This window comes from Rahnella sp. ATs2 (assembly GCF_051851855.1).
Taxonomy (GTDB): domain Bacteria; phylum Pseudomonadota; class Gammaproteobacteria; order Enterobacterales; family Enterobacteriaceae; genus Rahnella; species Rahnella variigena.
Genome location: NZ_JBLYPL010000013.1, coordinates 25935 through 45320 on the forward strand (window position 1 = coordinate 25935; position 19386 = coordinate 45320).

A 19386-nucleotide genomic window follows, 5' to 3' on the forward strand; every position below is an offset into this window, starting at 1 on the left:
GACAGAGAAAAAAGGGCGCCAGCCTTAGCGCCCTAAACTCGGATTATTCAACAGCGATCGGCGTCTCGTTCACATCGATTTTATGCGTGTCCTGCAGCGTTTTCACCCGTTCCTCAAGTTGCTTCACTGCCTGTGCATCAGGCAGAAGTGAATATTTCAGCTCAAACACCGTACTCTGGCCAGGCTGTAACTGTTTGACGCGCCCTTGTTTACGCTCGATGGTCACCGGATACGCATAGTTGGTGCCCGGTTCGATGCCTGTCACGTAACCTTGTTTCAGGGTGTCAGTGTTTTTCCATAGTGTCAGCAACGGCAACTGATGCGTGTCGAATTCAATGGATGCCCCTTTGTTCCCCGCTTTATTCACCACACCGGCAATGGTTTTGCCCTGCGCATCTGCCAGCGGCACCATATTAAAGACCATCTCATCAAATCCTTTGGTCGGTCCGGCGTAAGTCTGCCAGTCAGCTAAACCTTTTTTGGCGTAATCATTGAACGGTGAAATTGATTTCAGAGGCGCGATGAAACGGGCGCCCGCTTCGAGGATCGGCTGACCGAAGTTACTGTGATAAATAATCTGGTAGTCGTGCGGATAATCCGACAGGTTTGTCAGGGTGTCGTGGATAGTCCAGGAATGGCTGCCGGGCACGTAACGCAGCTCGGTCCAGGTTTCCAGTCTGGCTTTCTTAAAGGTGTCTTCTTTCAGCAAGCCTCGTACGGTGATTTCATACGGGGCTTTGTCGGCAATCTCAACCTCCACTTTCGAGGCTGGCGTATTGCCCGCCCGTCCGTGCAGCGTATAAATCATGCCGTCTGCGGTCACCGGATGTCCGGTCCATTCAAAGCCGCAGCGCACCATCATTTCATTGAAACCTTCCAGCCAGCCCACACCGTTACGGCTTTCAAGGTTGATATACGCCGGATTGACCACTTCCTGAACCGGTGAATCCCAGCCTAAGCGGATGTTATCGCCGGTGACGTGTAGCAAATCCATCCCCCGCGTCGGGCTGAGCGCAATTGTCAGCCCCTTGCTGGTAATGGTGATGACTTTTGACCCTTCCTGTTTACCCCCGTGCAACACTTTCTGCTCGATGCTGAAATCCGGACCTGCGATATTCAGCTTTTTACTGTCTGTCTTCCAGTTTCCCAGTTCAGTACCGGCTTCAGCATCCGTCAGCACAATGGTTTGTGCGGCAGCCTGCCACGAAAAAAGCCCCATGACGATCCCGGTAACGAGTAATTTTTTCACAATAACTCCTTTTTGCTGAATTGATTTAGCCCAAAAGCAATTCAGCCTACAAACCCACACAGCCTAAAAACGTGACAGCCTTCAAGTTGAGCGGTTTTAATACTGAACCGCAGGCAGTAACGTGCCGGACTCCGCAAAAAGCCATGCATTAAAGAAAAAATTGCAGATGAAAATGAGAACTCAGACAGGACTAAATGCACAAAAGCTGATCCGTTTCAGCTTTTGTGCGTAAGCAGAACAGTGATTACTTTTTCCTTCCGCCCATAATCGAGCCGAGTACGCCGCGCAGGATCTGACGCCCTAAATCGCGCGCCATGCTTTTGGCTGCGACCTGTACCACGCCGTCGCGTTTACCCCCGCGCGGACCGGTACTGCCAAACAGGATTTCATTCAGGCCGCCCAGCAGCCCGCCGCCGGAAGGCGTTTGTTCTGCCGGTTTCTGCGTGCCCGTTTGTTGCGGCGCAGCGACGGTGCCAAAGCCTTGCGCGGTGATTTTCTCGTAAGCGGATTCGCGGTCAATGCTGTCTTCATAGCGGCCATACAACGGAGACTGATTAATCGCTTTGTTGCGTTCATCGTCGCCCAGCATGCCCATTTTGGATTCCGGGGCGATCACCATCGCACGCTGCACCACCTCCGGACGTCCCTTTTCATCGAGGAATGACACCAGCGCTTCGCCAACGCCCAGCTCGGTAATGGCCGTTTCAGCATCGAAAGCCGGATTCGCCCGCAGAGTTTGCGCTGCCGCTTTCACTGCTTTTTGATCACGCGGCGTGAAAGCGCGCAGGGCGTGCTGCACGCGGTTGCCCAGCTGCCCGAGCACGCTGTCGGGAATATCCAGCGGATTCTGCGTGACAAAATAAATCCCCACGCCTTTGGAGCGGATCAGGCGCACCACCTGCTCGATTTTAGTCAGCAAAGCCTGCGGCGCATCGTTAAACAGTAAATGCGCTTCATCGAAGAAGAACACTAGTTTCGGCTGCTCCGGGTCACCGACTTCCGGCAGATGCTCGAACAGTTCTGCCAGCAGCCACAACAGGAAAACAGAATAGAGCTTCGGCTGGTTGATGAGCTTATCAGCGGCCAGTAAATTAATAATGCCATGGCCGTTTTTATCGGTTTTCATCAGGTCGTTGATATCCAGCATCGGCTCGCCAAAGAACTGGTTGGCACCCTGACCTTCCAGCGTCAGCAGTCCGCGCTGGATGGCACCAATGGAGGCAGAGGAAATATTGCCGTACTGCGTCTGGAATTGTTTCGCGTTATCACCGGTAAACTGCACCATGGCACGCAAATCTTTCATGTCGAGCAACAACAGGCCATTGTCGTCGGCAATCTTAAAGACCAGTTGTAATACGCCGCTTTGCACTTCATTGAGATCAAGTAATCGCGCCAGAAGCAACGGCCCCAGATCAGAAATCGTCGCACGGATCGGATGGCCTTTTTCTCCGAAAATATCCCACGGAATAATGCTGCACGCTTGCGGTTGCCAGTCCGTCACACCGATATTATTTAGCCGCGCGGTGAGTTTTTCCGACGGTACGCCTTCTGCGCCAATACCGGATAAATCCCCTTTCACATCCGCCAGGAATACCGGAATGCCGATGCGGGAAAACTGTTCGGCCATTCTCTGCAACGTGACCGTTTTGCCGGTACCGGTCGCGCCGGTAATGAGTCCGTGGCGGTTGGCCAGCGCGGGGAGGATCACCAGATCCTGCACCGGTTTACCTTCATTCATGGCTTTTGCAATCAGACGGGCTTCACTCATTTCATTTTCCTTGAAAGTGGACGCAGGGCGTTCCTTAAAACCTATTAGTCGGCGGGATGGGCGTCAAGAAAGGAGCGTCAAATGGGCAAGAAAAAGCCCCCGGCTGGCGGAGGCTTGATCTTGTACTGCAGAAAGGAACGGAAAGGCTGAGAAATTAAGGCAGCACTTTCGCAGACAAAATCACAATCGGCGTGGTCGGCACGTTCTGGTAAGGCCCGACGTTGTCCGTTTTCACCTGTGACATTTTGTCTACCACGTCCATGCCTTTGATGACTTTACCGAATACGGCATAGCCGAAATCACGCTGACCGTGATCCAGGAAGGCGTTATCCGCTACATTGATGAAGAACTGGCTGGTTGCGCTGTCTTTGTCAGCAGTACGCGCCATCGCGACAGTACCACGCAGGTTACGCAGACCGTTGTCGGCTTCGTTCTTGATCGGTTCTTTCGTCGCTTTCTGCTGCATATCAGCAGTAAAACCGCCGCCCTGAACCATAAAGCCCGGGATCACGCGGTGGAAAATGGTGTTGTTGTAATATCCGCTCTGGGCGTAATCAACGAAATTCTTCACAGAAACCGGTGCTTTAGCACTGTCGAGTTCCAGTTCGATATTCCCTGCTGAAGTGGTCAGCATGACGTGGGTTTGACCAGCAGCAAAAGCCGGCGTTATTGCAGTCAGGGAAAGCAGCGCAGTTAAGGCCACCAAAGTACGTTTAAACATGACAATTCCTTTCTTGAAAGTACAAACAACAGATCCCACTGATTCTAAAGAGCCTTTACGCTCAGCGCCAGACCTTTACGGTTATTTACGCTTCATAGCAACTTTTTCAGATATTTCAAATTGTTACTATCGTTTTCTCAGCGGTTAGCTGTTGAAATTAACGGGATAATCTTTATCAAGATGGATCGTCGTTTTCGCAGGCTGAGTTTCGGCTATCACCGAGCCCTGCCGGATGGAATAGCGCACAGGGACTTGCCTGCGTAGCGCATCAAATCCGCTTTCTGCTGGCAGGATCACCAGACTGGCGGCGTTACCACTTTCCAGACCATAACCGTCCAGATTCATGGTGCGCGCGCTGTAAGTCGTAATCAGCTTCAGCCCGTCATCAATTTGCTGATAACCCATCAGCTGGCAAACATGCAGCCCCATGTGCAGCACCTGCAACATACTGGCAGTCCCCAGCGGATACCACGGGTCAAACACATCGTCATGACCAAAACAGACGTTTATGCCAGCATCGAGCATCTCTTTGACCCGCGTAATGCCGCGGCGTTTCGGATAGGTATCAAACCGTCCCTGCAGATGAATATTCACCAGCGGATTGGCGACAAAGTTAATCCCCGACATCTTCAGCAGGCGGAATAAGCGCGAGGTGTAAGCGCCGTTGTAGGAATGCATCGCCGTCGTGTGGCTGGCGGTGACGCGTGCGCCCATGTTTTCCCGCAGCGCGAGTGCTGCGACGGTTTCGACAAAACGCGATTGTTCATCGTCAATTTCATCGCAATGCACGTCGATAAGCGCATGGTATTTTTTCGCCAGCGCGAAAGTTTTGTGCAGAGATTCCACGCCGTATTCGCGGGTGAATTCAAAATGAGGGATAGCGCCGACCACATCCGCACCCAGCTTCAGCGCCTCTTCCAGCAGGGCTTCGCCATTCGGGTAAGACATAATGCCTTCCTGCGGGAACGCCACAATTTGCAGTGTCACCCACGGGGCAACTTCGGCTTTCACTTCGAGCATCGCTTTCAGCGCGGTGAGCGTCGGGTCGGAAACATCAACATGTGTACGCACATGCTGAATGCCGTTGGCGATTTGCCATTTCAGCGTCTGCCATGCGCGCTGTTTGACGTCCTCATGCGACAACAACGCTTTGCGTTCCGCCCAGCGTTCAATGCCTTCAAATAATGTACCGGACTGATTCCACGCTGGCTGACCGGCGGTCTGCGTAGTATCGAGATGAATATGCGGCTCGATAAAAGGAGGTATTGCCAGCCCGCCTTCCGCGTCCAGGATATGTTCGCCGTAATCGGCATTATCAAGCTGCGAAGTGATATGGCGAATGACACCGTCATCGATATCTATCTGCCACAACCCTTCCCGGTCCGGCAGGCGTACATTTTTAATGGTACGCAAAGGAGTTTTGGTCACGCGTTACCTCATCGTTTTAGAAAGACTTCATCATCAGTGATGTTATAGCCAATCTTAGAACAATAGCCTGAAAGTGTTTATAAATCGAAAGGTTACATAAAAACCCAATGAAATCAGCCAAATACCTCCTAAGGAGTATATTGGGAGCGGCTTGATTTGCATCAATACCCCCTGTTACGCGCGCGTTATGTTTAGCCTCAGAAAATCAAAATTGAGGCAATTATGAGCAAAGTCAGACTCGCGATTATTGGCAACGGCATGGTCGGCCATCGCTTTATCGAAGACTTACTGGATAAAGCAGAACCGGGTCAGTTCGACATCACGGTACTATGTGAAGAGCCGCGCGTGGCCTATGACCGCGTCCATCTTTCCTCCTATTTTTCACATCATACCGCCGAAGAACTGTCACTGGTTCGTGAAGGGTTTTACGAAAAGCACAACGTGAATGTGCTGATTGGCGAACGCGCCATTACCCTCAACCGCCAGGAAAAAGTCATTCATTCCAGCAGCGGCCGGACGGTGTATTACGACAAACTGATTATCGCGACCGGTTCCTACCCATGGGTTCCGCCGATCACTGGCTCTGACGGTCAGGATTGCTTTGTTTACCGCACCATTGAAGATCTACACGCGATTGAATCCTGCGCCCGTCGCAGCAAACGCGGGGCAGTGGTCGGCGGTGGTTTGCTTGGCCTCGAAGCCGCCGGCGCGTTGAAAAACCTCGGCGTTGAAACGCATGTAGTTGAATTTGCACCCGGTCTGATGGCCGAACAGCTAGATGTCATGGGCGGCAGCCAGCTGCGCCAGAAAATCGAAAGCATGGGTGTGCAGGTTCATACCGCCAAAAATACCAAGCAGATTGTTCAGGGCGGCACGTCTGCCCGTAAGACGATGGAATTCGCCGACGGCACTTTCCTCGAAGTCGATTTCATCGTGTTCTCTACCGGTATCCGCCCGCAGGATAAACTGGCGCGCCAGTGTGATTTAGACATCGCCCCGCGCGGTGGCATCGTGATTAACGATCAGTGCCAGACCAGCGATCCGGACGTGTACGCTATCGGCGAATGTGCGTCGTGGAATCAGCGCACCTTCGGTCTGGTGGCGCCGGGCTACAAAATGGCGCAGGTCACCGCCGACCATTTACTTGGTCGCGATAACGCCTTCACCGGCGCAGACATGAGCGCCAAACTGAAACTGTTAGGCGTAGATGTGGCCGGTATCGGTGATGCGCACGCACGCACACCGGGCGCACGCAGCTACGTTTACCTCGATGAAAGCAAGGCGCTCTATAAACGTCTGGTGGTCAGCGAAGACAATAAAACACTGCTCGGCGCGGTGCTGGTGGGCGATACCAGCGATTACGGCAATCTGCTGCAACTGGTGCTGAACAGCATTCCGTTGCCGGAAAACCCGGACGCGCTGATCTTACCTGCTCACGCAGGCAGCGGCGGCGGTGCGGTTATTGGTACCGATGCCTTGCCGGAAAGCGCGCAAATTTGCTCCTGCTTTGACGTCACTAAAGGCGACATCATCAAAGCCGTTCAGGGCGGTTGTCATACCGTGGCGGCACTGAAATCAGCAACCAAAGCCGGTACCGGCTGCGGCGGCTGTATTCCGCTGGTGACGCAGGTGCTGAATGCTGAACTGAGCAAGCAGGGCATCGAAGTTAACCATCACCTGTGCGAGCACTTCGCCTATTCACGTCAGGAGCTTTATCACCTGATCCGCGTTGAAGGCATCCGTTCGTACGATGATTTGCTGAATAAGTACGGCAAAGGCTACGGCTGCGAAGTGTGTAAACCGACCGTCGGCTCGCTGCTGGCGTCGTGCTGGAACGATTACGTGCTCAAGCCACAGCACACGCCGTTGCAGGACACCAATGATGTGTTCCTCGCCAACATGCAAAAAGACGGCACCTATTCCGTGATCCCGCGCTCGCCGGGCGGTGAAATCACGCCGCAAGGGTTGCAGGCGATTGGCGAAATCGCCGCGGAATATAACCTCTACACCAAGATCACCGGCTCGCAGCGCATCGGCATGTTTGGCGCGCAGAAAGACGATTTACCGGCCATCTGGCAGAAACTGATCAACGCCGGATTCGAAACCGGTCAGGCCTACGCCAAAGCGTTGCGTATGGCGAAAACCTGCGTCGGCAGCACCTGGTGCCGTTACGGCGTGGGCGACAGCCTCGGTTTCGGCATCAGCCTGGAAAACCGCTACAAAGGCATCCGTACGCCGCATAAAATGAAGTTCGGCGTGTCCGGCTGTACCCGTGAATGTTCTGAAGCGCAGGGCAAGGATGTCGGGATTATCGCGACGGAAAATGGCTGGAACCTGTACGTCTGCGGTAACGGCGGCATGAAACCTCGTCATGGCGATTTACTGGCCGCCGATCTGGATAACGATACCCTGTTGCGTTACCTCGACCGCTTCATGATGTTCTACATCCGCACCGCCGATAAGTTGCAACGTACGTCAGTCTGGATGGACAACCTCGAAGGCGGCATCGACTACCTGCGTAAAGTCATCATCGATAACAAACTGGGGTTAAACGATCAGCTGGAAGCCGAACTGTCGCGCCTGCGGGGATCCGCGGTTTGCGAGTGGCAGGAAACGCTGAATGACCCGGCGGCGCAAACCCGCTTTACCCACTTTATCAACAGCAGCCAGCGCGACCCGAATGTGCAGTTCGTCGGTGAACGTCAGCAGCATCGTCCGGCGCGTCCGGACGAGCGTATTCCGGTGACACAAATCGCTGACGGGGAGGAAGTATTATGAGCCAGTGGTTAACGCTTTGTTCTGTCGATCAGATCCTGCCAGGTTGCGGCGTTTGCGCACTGGCGGACGATCAGCAAATCGCGCTGTTCCGTCCGTATGCCGGCGAGCAGATTTTTGCGCTGTCGAATGTCGACCCGTTCGCGCAGGCCAGCGTGCTGTCACGCGGGATTATCGCCGAACATCAGGGCGAACTCTGGGTCGCCAGTCCGCTGAAAAAACAACATTTTCGCCTGACAGACGGCCTTTGTATGGAAGATGAAGCGCATTCAATTTCCGCCTACGACGTGCGTGTCCGCGACGGCAATGTTGAACTGAATACCGCCAGTCTTCAGGCGCAAACCAGCTAAACTCCGCGCTTTCCACGCCGCCTCCGGGCGGCGTTGTTCATATTTAAAAGAATGTCGTTAAAAGAACGCCGTATCAAAGCGCGCCATCTCAGAGAAGATTATCTATGGATTACCTGCCCCTTTTTTGTCAGTTAAAAAACAGAGCCTGTTTGCTGGTCGGTGCCGGTGACGTGGCTGAACGTAAAGCGCGCCTGCTGCTGGATGCCGGTGCAAAACTGACGGTTAACGCCCTCACCTTCACGTCGCAGTTTCAGATCTGGGCTGAGGAAGGCAAAGTCCGGCTGCTGAAAGGCGAATTTTCCCCGTTGCTGGTTGATGAGAAATGGCTGGTGATCGCCGCGACCGATTCAGACTTAGTGAATCAGGAAGTCAGCGAGGCCGCTGAACATCGCCGCGTATTCTGTAATGTGGTCGATGCCCCTGAAAGCGCCAGCGTAATCATGCCGTCGATCATCGACCGTTCACCGCTGATGATCGCGGTGTCTTCCGGCGGCAATGCCCCGGTGCTGGCGCGTTTGCTGCGTGAACGTCTGGAATCCATTTTGCCGCAACATCTGGGCAAACTGGCACAGGTGGCGGGCGGATTGCGGGCTCGCGTGAAAACGCACTTTACCGATGCCTCTGAGCGCCGCCGCTGGTGGGAAAAGCTGTTCAATCATCATCGTCTGGCGCAGTCGCTGGCGAATAATGACGAGGCACAAAGCGGGCAATATCTCGAAGAACTGTTCAGCGAACCGGTCGATAAACACGGCGAAGTCATTCTGGTCGGCGCCGGGCCGGGCGATGCAGGATTGCTGACATTGAAAGGTTTGCAGCAGATGCAACTGGCCGATGTGGTGGTTTACGACCGGCTGGTTTCCGACGGTGTGATGAATCTGATACGTCGTGACGCCGAGCGTATTTTTGTCGGCAAACGCGCCGGGCATCATTGTGTGCCGCAGGAACGTATCAACGAAATCCTGCTGGAACAGGCGCAAATGGGCAAACGCGTTGTCCGGCTAAAAGGCGGCGATCCCTTTATCTTTGGCCGTGGCGGCGAAGAACTGGAAGCACTGAAAGCCGCGGGTATCGCATTTTCCGTGGTACCGGGTATCACGGCGGCATCCGGGTGCTCTGCCTATAGCGGCATTCCGCTGACCCATCGCGATCACGCGCAAAGCGTGCGGCTCATCACCGGTCATGCAAAGCAGGATGGCGTTTTAGACTGGGCCTGTCTGGCTCAGAGTCAGCAAACGCTGGTGTTTTATATGGGGCTGACCCAGGCCTCTGAGATCCAGCGCCGTCTGCTGGAAAACGGGTTGCCGGCAGAAACGCCTGTGGCACTGGTCGAAAACGGCACCAGCCAGGCGCAGCGCGTGGTCACCGGCATTCTCACTGAGCTCGGTAATCTGGCGACACAGGTACAGAGCCCGAGTTTGATTATTGTAGGTACCGTAGTGAGTTTGCGTCAGAAACTGAACTGGTTTGCCAGCGAAACCCGTCTGTAACGCCCTTCTGCTCAAAAAATCTCCATTTATTTTATTAATCAATTCAGAGAAGTGAATTCAGATTCACTTCTCGCCCTCCACTTATAAGATAAATCTTATAACAGAATATAATTCTTGTTATCTCACTTTTCGCGATCGCAATTCAAAATAATCACCCCACCCAAATGGAATATTCAGAATCTTAACCTTAAACTTTAATTACGCCAACTGTGGCGTAATCTCCCGTGGAGGGTCAAATCATGCGCCATACCATTCATGTTGGTCATGTTAACAAGGTTGCTCTGGCAATCTTAGTCGCCCTGTCACTGGCTGCCTGTAGCGGCAGTGGCGGCGGCGGTTCTTCTCATACGGCAAAAACATCCACGACCGGATCGGCAACAACCGGCGATGGAACGACTTCAGGCAGTGACGGAACCACTACCGCAGGAACCGGCACCAGTACAGGGACAGGGACCACCACTACAGGTGATGGCACAACTACTGCGGGGAATGGAAGCGGAACGGGTACCGGAACAGGCACAGGCACAGGAACGGGGACTGGAACCGGAACAGGGACCGGAACAACACCATCAACAACCCTCGCGACGGGCACCATCCTGAGCAGTGCGGGCGGTGCGGTGAGCGGTGTAGGGACGCAAGTCAGCAGCATCGCAACTCAGACGCCAGTCAGTAATATTCCTGTCGCCGGTACCGGCGTCGTGACCATCATCGACAGCACCGGTAAAGCCGTAACTGCCGTCGGCAGCGGCGTGCAAAACGGTGTCGGACAACTCGGCACCAATCCGAATGCAACAGGCACCACTGTCGCCGGTGTACCTGTTGCCGTGGCTGATTTAGGCACCGGCGTTTCCGGACTGGGTACTTCTCTGGCAGCAAACACCACCGGAACACCAGCCAGTGGCGTGACATCAGCCGCAGGCGGTCTGGTGGATAATGTCGGGAAAGTGGTCACCACCACGGGTAACGGATTAGCCGCGAATGTGCAGACCGGCTCACTCTCCAATGTAACCACTGCCGCCACCGGCATCGTCACCCCCGTTGTCGCCAAGGTTCAGGGCACTACTCAAACCGTGGGCGGTGCCACAGGACTGGGCGCACCGGTTAACGGCTTGCTGAATCAGGTCGGCACCACCGTGAGTGGCGCAGGTACACAACTTTCCACCAGCACGCCAGCACTAGCCGGTCTGGGGACAACGGTGACGGATACCGGACAGGCCGTTTCTAAAACCGGCACGATCCTGGTTCCGGCGAGCAGCACCACCACGACAACCGCCAGTAATTCCGGCAGCATCTCAGCCGGAGCAGGAGCATCGGCTTCACAATCAGGAGGATTACTTGCTGGCGTGGGCACCACCGTCGGCGGCCTCACAGGAGGACTGGGTCTGAAAGTCAAAACAACCCCATAAGTCTGATGTGGTAAATCTTTAGCTATAAATCTGTCGTTGTTATCTTCAGCTGTAAAAAAGCCCGCTCTCCGGTTTCCTGCGCAGAGCGGGCTTGATTCACCGGGTTCCAACATTTGCCTGTGCGTTCAAAGGAATATTTATGAGAATAAAATCCTGCATGGTGGCTTTATTGGGTTCTGCCATTGGTTACAGTTCGGCAGATATGTTTCCCACTTTGATCGACCCGAATAACCCGGCCAAACTGGCTGAGCCCATTTCCCAGCCTCCGGCCAAAACGCAAAAAATCGCCTTACCTTCACACTCCTTACCGGCAAAAGATTCCGCCCCCAAGCTGACACCTCAGACACTGATTGAGATAAAACACATTCAGTTTATCGGCGGCACTCGATATCCGCTGGATTCTCTGGTTGCGCCCTTCGCGTCCTTTGTGGGCAAAAAGGTGCCGCTGTCGGCATTACTGTCCGCCACTGATTCCATCACGCAACGCTATCACCGCGACGGTTTTATTCTCTCTTACGCCTATATTCCGGCCGATAACTTTAAAGACGGCACCCTCAACGTCGGGCTGGTTGAAGGATATATTTCCGGAACCCAAATCCACAGCGACAATCAGCAGGTTGGCCGCTGGCTGAGCAAATTATCGCAGCACATCATGGCGGAGAAACCGCTGACGCAGGACACCTTCGAGCGCTACACGATTCTGATGCAACGCACACCGGACACCAAAGTCAGCGCGACGGCCAATAACCCGAACAATATTTACGGCGCCACCGCGCTGAATGTAGATGCGGTGCGGCAGCGAAACTGGAATATCGCCACCGCCGTGGATACCCGCAAAGGTGACAGTTCTGCCGTGGTGAACGCCACGCTGAGCGGCCTGAGCACCTACGGCGAACAACTGGGTATTGCGACACTCATCCCGCTGGAAAGTGATACCCGCAAAACCTATGCCGGTCTGAACTATCAGCAATATCTCGGTGACGATGGATTGCTGATGCAGCTTAAAGGCAGCTATTACCAGCAGAAAGACAAGGATTACAACACCATCCTGTTCCTGCCTAACGGCATCACTGTGGATTCACAGGATAAGCAAACGCAATACAACGGTGGCGTGGTATTCAGTTACCCGTTACAACTGACGCGGAAAAAACAGTGGACGGTCAGCGGCGGTCTGGATTATCTCGACAAGAAATATGAGTACGATTTACTGGCAAGACTCGGCAATCAAAAACTGCAATTACCGCAGGTAAGCCAGCGGATACGCTATCCGGCAGCCGAGCTTTCCCTGACCGGATATCGTGAATACGATCAGTCTTACTGGAATACGACGTTTAACGTTCGTCAGGGAATTGACGGACTCGGCGCCACCAATTCGACACCCAACGCCGATCTGACCTTTACCCGCTGGAAATTTAACGGGGACTCGGCGTATCTGTTTGATAAAAAATGGCGGCTCAGCGCGTCGGTTGAAGGCGACTGGTCTGACAATGATTTGCCGGAGCCTGAGCGGGTGAATTTTGGTGCCCTGCATTACGGGCGTGGCTATCCGGACAGCGATGCGCAGGGGGATTATGGCGTCGGCGGACAGGTGGAAATGCGCTATATCCATAGCCGGGAACAGGGAGTGTGGCTGAAAACCATTCAGCCTTACGCCGTGGTGGATGCGGCGCATACGGGGTTCAATCAGCAGGGGTTACCGAAGCAAAATCTGTCGTCTTACGCCATCGGTGTGATGTTTGGCGATAACCGTCATTACACGTTATCCGTGGAAGCCGCCCGCCCGATTGGCGACACGCCGCTCGACAGCACATCCCGCGACTGGCGTTATAACGCGACATTTACCTATAACTTCAGTTCCGGCTCATGATGCGCTGAAAATAAAAAACCACGTCCGGGGACGTGGTTTTTTTACTTTGATGCCAGACCAGAATTATTCGTAGCTGACAAAGCCAATGGCTTCGTAGGCTTTTTTCAGCGTCACGCTGGCACGGGCGCGGGCTTTTTCAGCGCCCTCTTTCATCACCTGTTGCAGATAAGCTTCGTCGCTGCGGAAACGGTTAAAGCGCTCCTGCACCTCGGTCAGCATGCCTGAAACAGCTTCGGCCACTGCGCCTTTCAGATGACCATACATCTGGCCTTCGAATTCTGCTTCCAGCTCAGGGATCGCTTTGCCGGTGACACCGGAAAGAATATCCAGCAGGTTAGAAACGCCCGGCTTGTTCTTAATGTCGTAACGGATGACTGGCGGCTCTTCAGAGTCGGTCATCGCGCTTTTGATTTTCTTGGTCACCGCTTTCGGATCTTCCAGCAGGCCGATAACGTTTTTACGGTTGTCATCAGACTTGGACATCTTCTTGGTCGGTTCCTGCAGGGACATCACGCGGGCACCAGACTTCGGAATAAACGGCTCAGGCACAGTAAACACATCGCCATACAGCGCGTTGAAACGGGCAGCGATATCGCGGCTCAGTTCCAGATGTTGTTTCTGGTCTTCACCCACCGGCACCTGATTGGTCTGGTACAGCAGAATATCGGCGGCCATCAGCACCGGATAGTCGAACAAACCGGCAGTAATGCTTTCGCTGTTAGAAGTCTCGTAGCGCGCAGACTTGTCTTTAAACTGCGTCATACGACCCAGCTCACCGAAATAGGTGTAGCAGTTCAGCGCCCAGCTCAGCTGGCTGTGTTCTGGAACGTGAGACTGCACGAAGATGGTACTTTTCTTCGGATCAATGCCGACCGCCAGATACAGCGCCAGCGTGTCGAGTGTCGCTTTGCGCAGTTTTTCCGGATCCTGACGCACGGTGATCGCGTGCAAATCGACGATGCAGTAAATGCATTCGTAATCGTCCTGCATTTTGACCCATTGACGCAGCGCACCCATGTAGTTGCCAATGGTCAATTCGCCGGAGGGCTGGGCGCCACTAAATACGATGGGTTTACTCATTTTATGCTTCCTGATCTTTTAAAGATGACAGCCCTAATGTGGGCAAAAGGTCGGCAAAATTATCCAGCACACGATCGGGTTTGGTCAGCGCGATAGTTTCACCGTAGTTATAGCCATAAGTCATGCCGACACACGGGCAGCCTGCGGCCTGTGCAGCATGGATATCATTGCGGGAATCGCCCACGAATACCATTTCACTGGCGCGCAATCCGAGCAACGCTAACGTCATGTAGACGGGTGCCGGATGCGGTTTTTTCGCCACGACATCGTCACCGCCAATCACCACGGTGAAATAGCTGTCGATACCCAGAGATTGCAGTAATGGCGCGATAAAAGGCGTCGGTTTGTTAGTCACCAGCCCCATCGGAATTCCGGCTGCGGCCAGAGCGGCCAGCGTCTCTTTAACCTGCGGGTACAAACGGCTGCCGCCCGCGGCAGTATCGGCATAATAGTGATCGAATTTATCGCGCACTTTCTGCAGAAACTCTGGAGATAAATCGCCTTCGGCCCAGCGCACGGCGCGCTCAACCATGATATCGGCACCGTTACCAATCCAGGTGCTCAGGCGTTCAACGCCTGCGGCAGGCAAATTAAAATCTTGCAGCGCCCTGTCCAGCGCGTCAGAAAGACCGGGCGCGCTGTCAACCAGCGTGCCGTCGAGATCAAAGCCTAAACCGAGGGCTTTCAGTGGCTCAGTCATGGGTGGCCTTAGCCAGCTCGCTGCGCATGTGGTCGATAACGCTTCGGTAATCCGGCTGATTAAAGATGGCTGAACCGGCCACGAACATATCCGCACCCGCCGCAGCGATTTCACCGATATTTTCAGCTTTCACACCGCCGTCAACTTCCAGACGAATATCATAACCGCTGGCATCAATGATTTTACGCACCTGACGCAGTTTATCGAGCGTGCCCGGAATAAACGACTGACCGCCAAAGCCCGGGTTCACCGACATCAGCAGGATCACATCGAGTTTATCCATCACGTATTCGAGATAACTCAGCGAAGTCGCAGGGTTAAATACCAGACCCGCTTTACAGCCATGGCTTTTAATCAGTTGCAGCGAACGGTCAACGTGTTCTGAGGCTTCCGGATGGAAGGTGATGTAAGTCGCACCGGCCTCGGCAAAATCCGGAATAATACGATCTACCGGTTTAACCATCAGATGAACATCGATCGGCGCCGTAATGCCGTAGTTGCGCAGCGCTTTCAAAACCGCCGGCCCCATCGTCAGATTAGGTACGTAGTGGTTATCCATGACATCAAAATGGACAACATCTCCGCCAGCTTCCAGTGCTTTGGCAGTGTCTTCACCCAGACGGGCAAAGTCAGCCGACAGAATGGACGGTGCAATCAAAAACTGTTTCATCCGCTTCTCCAAACGATAGGGTTATCCGTCGATTACCGCTGAACGGCAATCACCGGTAGAGCGCTAAAAGTTCATTCACCAGGCTGCGTTTTGCAACTTTACTGCTGATGGTACGCCGTGCTGAAACACGATGCAGAACCGCCTGTGCGTACCATTCCAGCGTTTGTGGTGTTTCGTGGTTGGATATCAGTACCGGCACATCATTCTCATGGGAAAGCTGATACGCCAGCCGCGCCAGATTACGCTGATCATCCATACTAAAACTGTTGGTGTGGTAAGCCGTAAAATTTGCAGTCGCAGAAAGCGGGGCATACGGAGGATCGCAATACACCACCGAGCCAACCTGTGCTTTCAGCAAAGTGTCCTGATAATGCTCACACACAAATACTGCATTTTTTGCTTTTTCAGCAAACCAGTAGAGTTCTTCTTCCGGGAAATACGGCTTTTTATAACGGCCGAAAGGCACGTTAAATGCCCCACTGAGATTGTAACGGCACAGGCCGTTGTAACAATGGCGGTTGAGATAGAGGAAAAGCACTGAACGACGATAAGGGTCGCTGCTGGCATTAAACTCAGCCCTCAGGACGTAAAAACGCTCTGACTCATTAAACGCTGGCGTGAAAAGCACACGGGCATCACGCACAAATTCATCAGTGCGTGTCTTCACAATGTTGTAGAGGTTGATCAGGTCGTTGTTGATGTCCGCCAGAATATAAGCGTCATACTCGGTATTTAAAAATACCGAGCCCGCGCCAACAAAAGGCTCAATCAGACAATCTCCCGCCGGAAGATGACGTTTGATGTCATCAATCAGCGGGTATTTGCCGCCAGCCCACTTCAAAAACGCGCGGTTCTTCTTCATGCCGTCAGTTAGCTACTTATACAATTCACAGCCGCGGATTGTATCCTGTTTTTAGACAGCAAATCGCGTTGAGATCAGTTTCATTTTTTCAGGTCTTGCTGTACCTGATGTACAGGTTTGACCCACGGTTTTTTCGCCTGAACTTCCGCAGGCAAGCTGGAAATGGCACGTTTGGCTTCTGCAGAAGAAGCATAGTTACCACTGACCAGCACAAACCACGGCTTCCCGTCGCGGGCTGTCTGATATACCAGATAATTTTTCAGACCTTGCTGTTTAGCAAAGGCGTTCAGCGAGTTCGATTGAGAAGCACCGCTTAATTGCAGGGTAAAGTGCGTACCCGGCGCTGACTTGATGGCTGCTGAACTGCCTGACGATGCGACAGAAGATGACGCTGACGGAGCCGCTGTTGCCGATGATTTGGAAGCCTGCGGTTTGGTTGCATGTTCAGTCTGGCTGGTCGCAGCAGGTTTGTGCTCTGCCGGTTTCGCCGTGTGTGAAGTCTGCGGATTACGAACAACCGGAGCCGGGCGGATATGCGAGCCGGATGGCTGAGAACCCGCCGCTGCCTGAGTGCGGGCAGAACCGTTCACGGTCGCCGGGGCGGTTGGCAAAGAGGTCAGTGACTGTGCAGCAGGATTCATCCCCCCCTGCGCGGCATTATCCACCTGATTTTGCTGAGAAGATAACGCATCGCTCATATCTCCAGGCAAATCGACACGCTCTTTCGCCTGACCATTATCCGGAACGGGCTGGGCTTCCGTAGGTGTGGAGGAAACCGGCGGTAAGCCGATACTCTTCGGTTGCTGGCCATCAGCAGGTTGCTGACCGTTAACGGCTTGCGCCGTATTGGCCTGAGCCTGGGCAGAAGGCTGAGCAGGCGCTGCTGCATCGTTACCGGCAAGACTAATGTCTTTCGGTCCGTTGTTCTGTTGGGCTGGCTGATTGGATGTTGGCGACTTCATGGCGGAGCCGATGCCGACAATCAGCAATACCAGCACCACAATACCGATGCCGATCATCACGTACTGGCGGGAAACAGCAACTTTGGGAATGGAAGGAGACGGTTTGCGGGCGCGCGGCGGGCGGCGATCGCTGGTGTCTGGTTTGAGATCGTCTTCCGGTGTTAAATCATCCATCTAAAACCTCCAACCCGGCTAAAAGCCTTAACTGGCTTTACGCGGAGCAACTATCCTGACTAAAAAAATAAAGCTTTGCTGGCATGGGTGAAATCGGTCGTTATCTGGCCAAAATTATGACCGCAGTCTTAACGGCAATCTTCAATCGAAGCCAGCACCATTTCATGTGATACGCCGGAGCGTACTTCAGACTGACCAATGGCTTTTGGTAAAACCAGACGCAACTCGCCAGCCAGCACTTTCTTATCACGCATCATGTGGGGCAGATAAGACGGGGCGTCCATCGTTTCGGGACCGGTTACCGGTAAACCCGCACGAGTCAGCAACGCTTTCACCCGGGCAATATCACCCAGACTGAATTGCCCAAGACGATGAGCCGTATAACAGGCCATCACCATCCCGGCCGCCACAGCCTCGCCGTGCAACCAGTTGCCATAACCCATTTCTGCTTCAATAGCATGGCCGTAAGTATGGCCCAGATTCAGCAAGGCGCGCAGTCCGTTTTCACGTTCATCGGCTGCCACAACCTCGGCTTTCAGCTCGCAGCAACGACGGATGCAGTAAGCCAGCGCGTTCATATCCAGCGCCAGCAGAGCGTCCATGTTGTCTTCAAGCCAGGTAAAGAAGTCGGCATCCAAAATAATGCCGTATTTGATGACTTCCGCGAGACCCGATGACATTTCACGGGCAGGCAGAGTTCTCAGACAGTCGAGATCAACCACCACCGACGCAGGCTGATAAAACGCGCCGATCATGTTTTTTCCGAGGGGATGGTTTACCGCTGTTTTACCGCCAACAGAGGAATCGACCTGAGAAAGCAGCGTGGTAGGCACCTGAACAAAGCGTACACCGCGTTGATAACTGGCTGCGGCGAAGCCGGTTAAATCACCGACAACGCCGCCGCCAAGGGCGACAAGCGTGGTATCACGTCCGTGCGGCTTTTCAAGCAGCGCGGAAAACACGTCATTTAGAACAGCCAGGGATTTGTATTGTTCACCATCAGGCAAAATCACCTGATCAACACGAACGCCTGCCTGCTCCAGCACTGAACGGATTGCGTCCAGATAGAGAGGGGCGAGGGTTTCATTGGTCACTATCATGACCTGATCGCCTGCCTTTACCGGCATAAAAGAAGCCGGATCGTGGAACAATCCGGCAGCAATCGTAATGGGGTAGCTACGCTCCCCTAACGTTACGGTAATCCTCTCCATGTCGTGCTCTGTGACCTTCTTTAACTGACACCCTCAGGCAATGATGGAAACCAATAATCAGTTACTTTCCAGCATGTTAATAATCTGGTTAGCAACGACTTTGGCACTTTGATCATCGGTACGAATAGTGACGTCGGCAATCTCTTCATACAAAGGATTGCGCTCTCTCGCCAGTGCTTCAAGCACTTCACGTGGCGGAGCACTCACTTGTAATAATGGACGTTTTTTGTCGCGTTGTGTACGCGCCAGTTGTTTTTCGATGGTAGTTTCAAGATAGACGACAACGCCACGCGCTGACAAACGGTTACGGGTTTCACGTGATTTCACGGAACCGCCACCTGTTGCCAGAACAATGCCTTGTTTTTCGGTCAGTTCGTTGATCACTTTTTCTTCGCGGTCGCGGAATCCGTCTTCGCCTTCTAAATCAAATACCCAGCCCACATCAGCTCCGGTACGTCGCTCAATTTCGTGATCGGAGTCGAAAAACTCCATATTGAGTTGCTGAGCTAACTGTCGACCAATAGTGCTTTTGCCGGCACCCATAGGCCCAACCAGAAAGATATTGCGTTTCTCTGCCATGTTTTTCGGTATTACTAAGACAATTCGTTGATGATAACCCGCCCCGCCAATCAAATTAGCGGCGGGACCTAAACTGAAACCTCATGAGCGATATAGT

General features: G+C 53.5%; 16 protein-coding genes. 5 read left to right on the forward strand and 11 right to left on the reverse strand.

Annotated features, from left to right (window positions below):
* Nucleotides 1-43 precede the first annotated feature (43 nt).
* The 4 genes from ACJY2G_RS15275 to ACJY2G_RS15290 all read right to left on the reverse strand — a co-directional run bounded on the left by ACJY2G_RS15275 (nt 44) and on the right by ACJY2G_RS15290 (nt 5166).
* Entirely contained in the window at nt 44-1249 is a 1206-nt protein-coding gene (locus tag ACJY2G_RS15275) for an aldose 1-epimerase family protein (RefSeq protein ID WP_120162592.1), read from the reverse strand.
* Between the two features lie 244 nt (nt 1250-1493).
* A complete protein-coding gene (locus tag ACJY2G_RS15280) occupies nt 1494-3017 on the reverse strand; it encodes a helicase HerA-like domain-containing protein (protein WP_430320401.1) in 1524 nt (507 codons plus the stop codon).
* 154 nt (nt 3018-3171) lie between these two features.
* Complete coding sequence (gene ppiA, locus ACJY2G_RS15285; RefSeq protein ID WP_112288623.1) at nt 3172-3738, reverse strand: peptidylprolyl isomerase A; 567 nt, start codon at nt 3736-3738, stop codon at nt 3172-3174.
* Between the two features lie 144 nt (nt 3739-3882).
* Nucleotides 3883-5166, reverse strand: coding sequence for a cytosine deaminase (locus tag ACJY2G_RS15290; protein ID WP_113877175.1), 1284 nt, complete (start codon nt 5164-5166; stop codon nt 3883-3885).
* Nucleotides 5167-5388: 222 nt separating this feature from the next.
* Between ACJY2G_RS15290 and nirB the strand changes: the two genes are divergently transcribed.
* The 5 genes from nirB (at nt 5389) to ACJY2G_RS15315 (ending at nt 13051) form a co-directional block, all read left to right on the forward strand.
* Complete coding sequence (gene nirB, locus ACJY2G_RS15295; RefSeq protein WP_120162595.1) at nt 5389-7944, forward strand: nitrite reductase large subunit NirB; 2556 nt, start codon at nt 5389-5391, stop codon at nt 7942-7944.
* On the forward strand, nt 7941-8291 hold the full coding sequence (gene nirD / locus ACJY2G_RS15300) for a nitrite reductase small subunit NirD (protein ID WP_430320402.1): 351 nt from the start codon (nt 7941-7943) through the stop codon (nt 8289-8291). Before nirB ends, nirD begins: the two co-directional genes overlap by 4 nt.
* A 104-nt stretch (nt 8292-8395) precedes the next feature.
* Nucleotides 8396-9778 carry a siroheme synthase CysG gene (gene cysG, locus ACJY2G_RS15305; protein ID WP_430320403.1) on the forward strand — a complete coding sequence of 461 codons (1383 nt, stop codon included), beginning with the start codon at nt 8396-8398 and terminating at the stop codon, nt 9776-9778.
* 239 nt (nt 9779-10017) lie between these two features.
* Nucleotides 10018-11184, forward strand: coding sequence for a collagen-like triple helix repeat-containing protein (locus ACJY2G_RS15310; protein WP_430320404.1), 1167 nt, complete (start codon nt 10018-10020; stop codon nt 11182-11184).
* 139 nt (nt 11185-11323) lie between these two features.
* Nucleotides 11324-13051, forward strand: a complete 1728-nt coding sequence (locus ACJY2G_RS15315) for a ShlB/FhaC/HecB family hemolysin secretion/activation protein (protein ID WP_430320405.1) — start codon at nt 11324-11326, stop codon at nt 13049-13051.
* A 63-nt stretch (nt 13052-13114) separates the two neighbouring features.
* Here ACJY2G_RS15315 and trpS read toward each other — a convergent pair whose 3' ends face one another.
* The 7 genes from trpS to aroK all read right to left on the reverse strand — a co-directional run bounded on the left by trpS (nt 13115) and on the right by aroK (nt 19289).
* The gene (gene trpS, locus ACJY2G_RS15320) at nt 13115-14131 is read right to left on the reverse strand and encodes a tryptophan--tRNA ligase (protein WP_112288630.1); all 1017 of its coding nucleotides are present in this window, start codon (nt 14129-14131) and stop codon (nt 13115-13117) included.
* A 1-nt stretch (nt 14132) separates the two neighbouring features.
* Nucleotides 14133-14831 carry a phosphoglycolate phosphatase gene (locus tag ACJY2G_RS15325; RefSeq protein WP_430320406.1) on the reverse strand — a complete coding sequence of 233 codons (699 nt, stop codon included), beginning with the start codon at nt 14829-14831 and terminating at the stop codon, nt 14133-14135.
* Nucleotides 14824-15501: a ribulose-phosphate 3-epimerase gene (gene rpe, locus ACJY2G_RS15330; protein ID WP_112288632.1), complete on the reverse strand. Its 678-nt coding sequence runs from the start codon at nt 15499-15501 to the stop codon at nt 14824-14826. Before rpe ends, ACJY2G_RS15325 begins: the two co-directional genes overlap by 8 nt.
* A gap of 49 nt (nt 15502-15550) precedes the next feature.
* A complete protein-coding gene (gene dam, locus ACJY2G_RS15335; RefSeq protein ID WP_439291904.1) occupies nt 15551-16363 on the reverse strand; it encodes an adenine-specific DNA-methyltransferase in 813 nt (270 codons plus the stop codon).
* An 80-nt stretch (nt 16364-16443) separates the two neighbouring features.
* On the reverse strand, nt 16444-17499 hold the full coding sequence (locus tag ACJY2G_RS15340) for an SPOR domain-containing protein (protein ID WP_430320407.1): 1056 nt from the start codon (nt 17497-17499) through the stop codon (nt 16444-16446).
* A gap of 128 nt (nt 17500-17627) precedes the next feature.
* Nucleotides 17628-18710 carry a 3-dehydroquinate synthase gene (aroB, locus tag ACJY2G_RS15345; RefSeq protein ID WP_113877185.1) on the reverse strand — a complete coding sequence of 361 codons (1083 nt, stop codon included), beginning with the start codon at nt 18708-18710 and terminating at the stop codon, nt 17628-17630.
* A gap of 57 nt (nt 18711-18767) precedes the next feature.
* Nucleotides 18768-19289, reverse strand: coding sequence for a shikimate kinase AroK (aroK, locus tag ACJY2G_RS15350; protein WP_014333540.1), 522 nt, complete (start codon nt 19287-19289; stop codon nt 18768-18770).
* Nucleotides 19290-19386 lie beyond the last annotated feature (97 nt).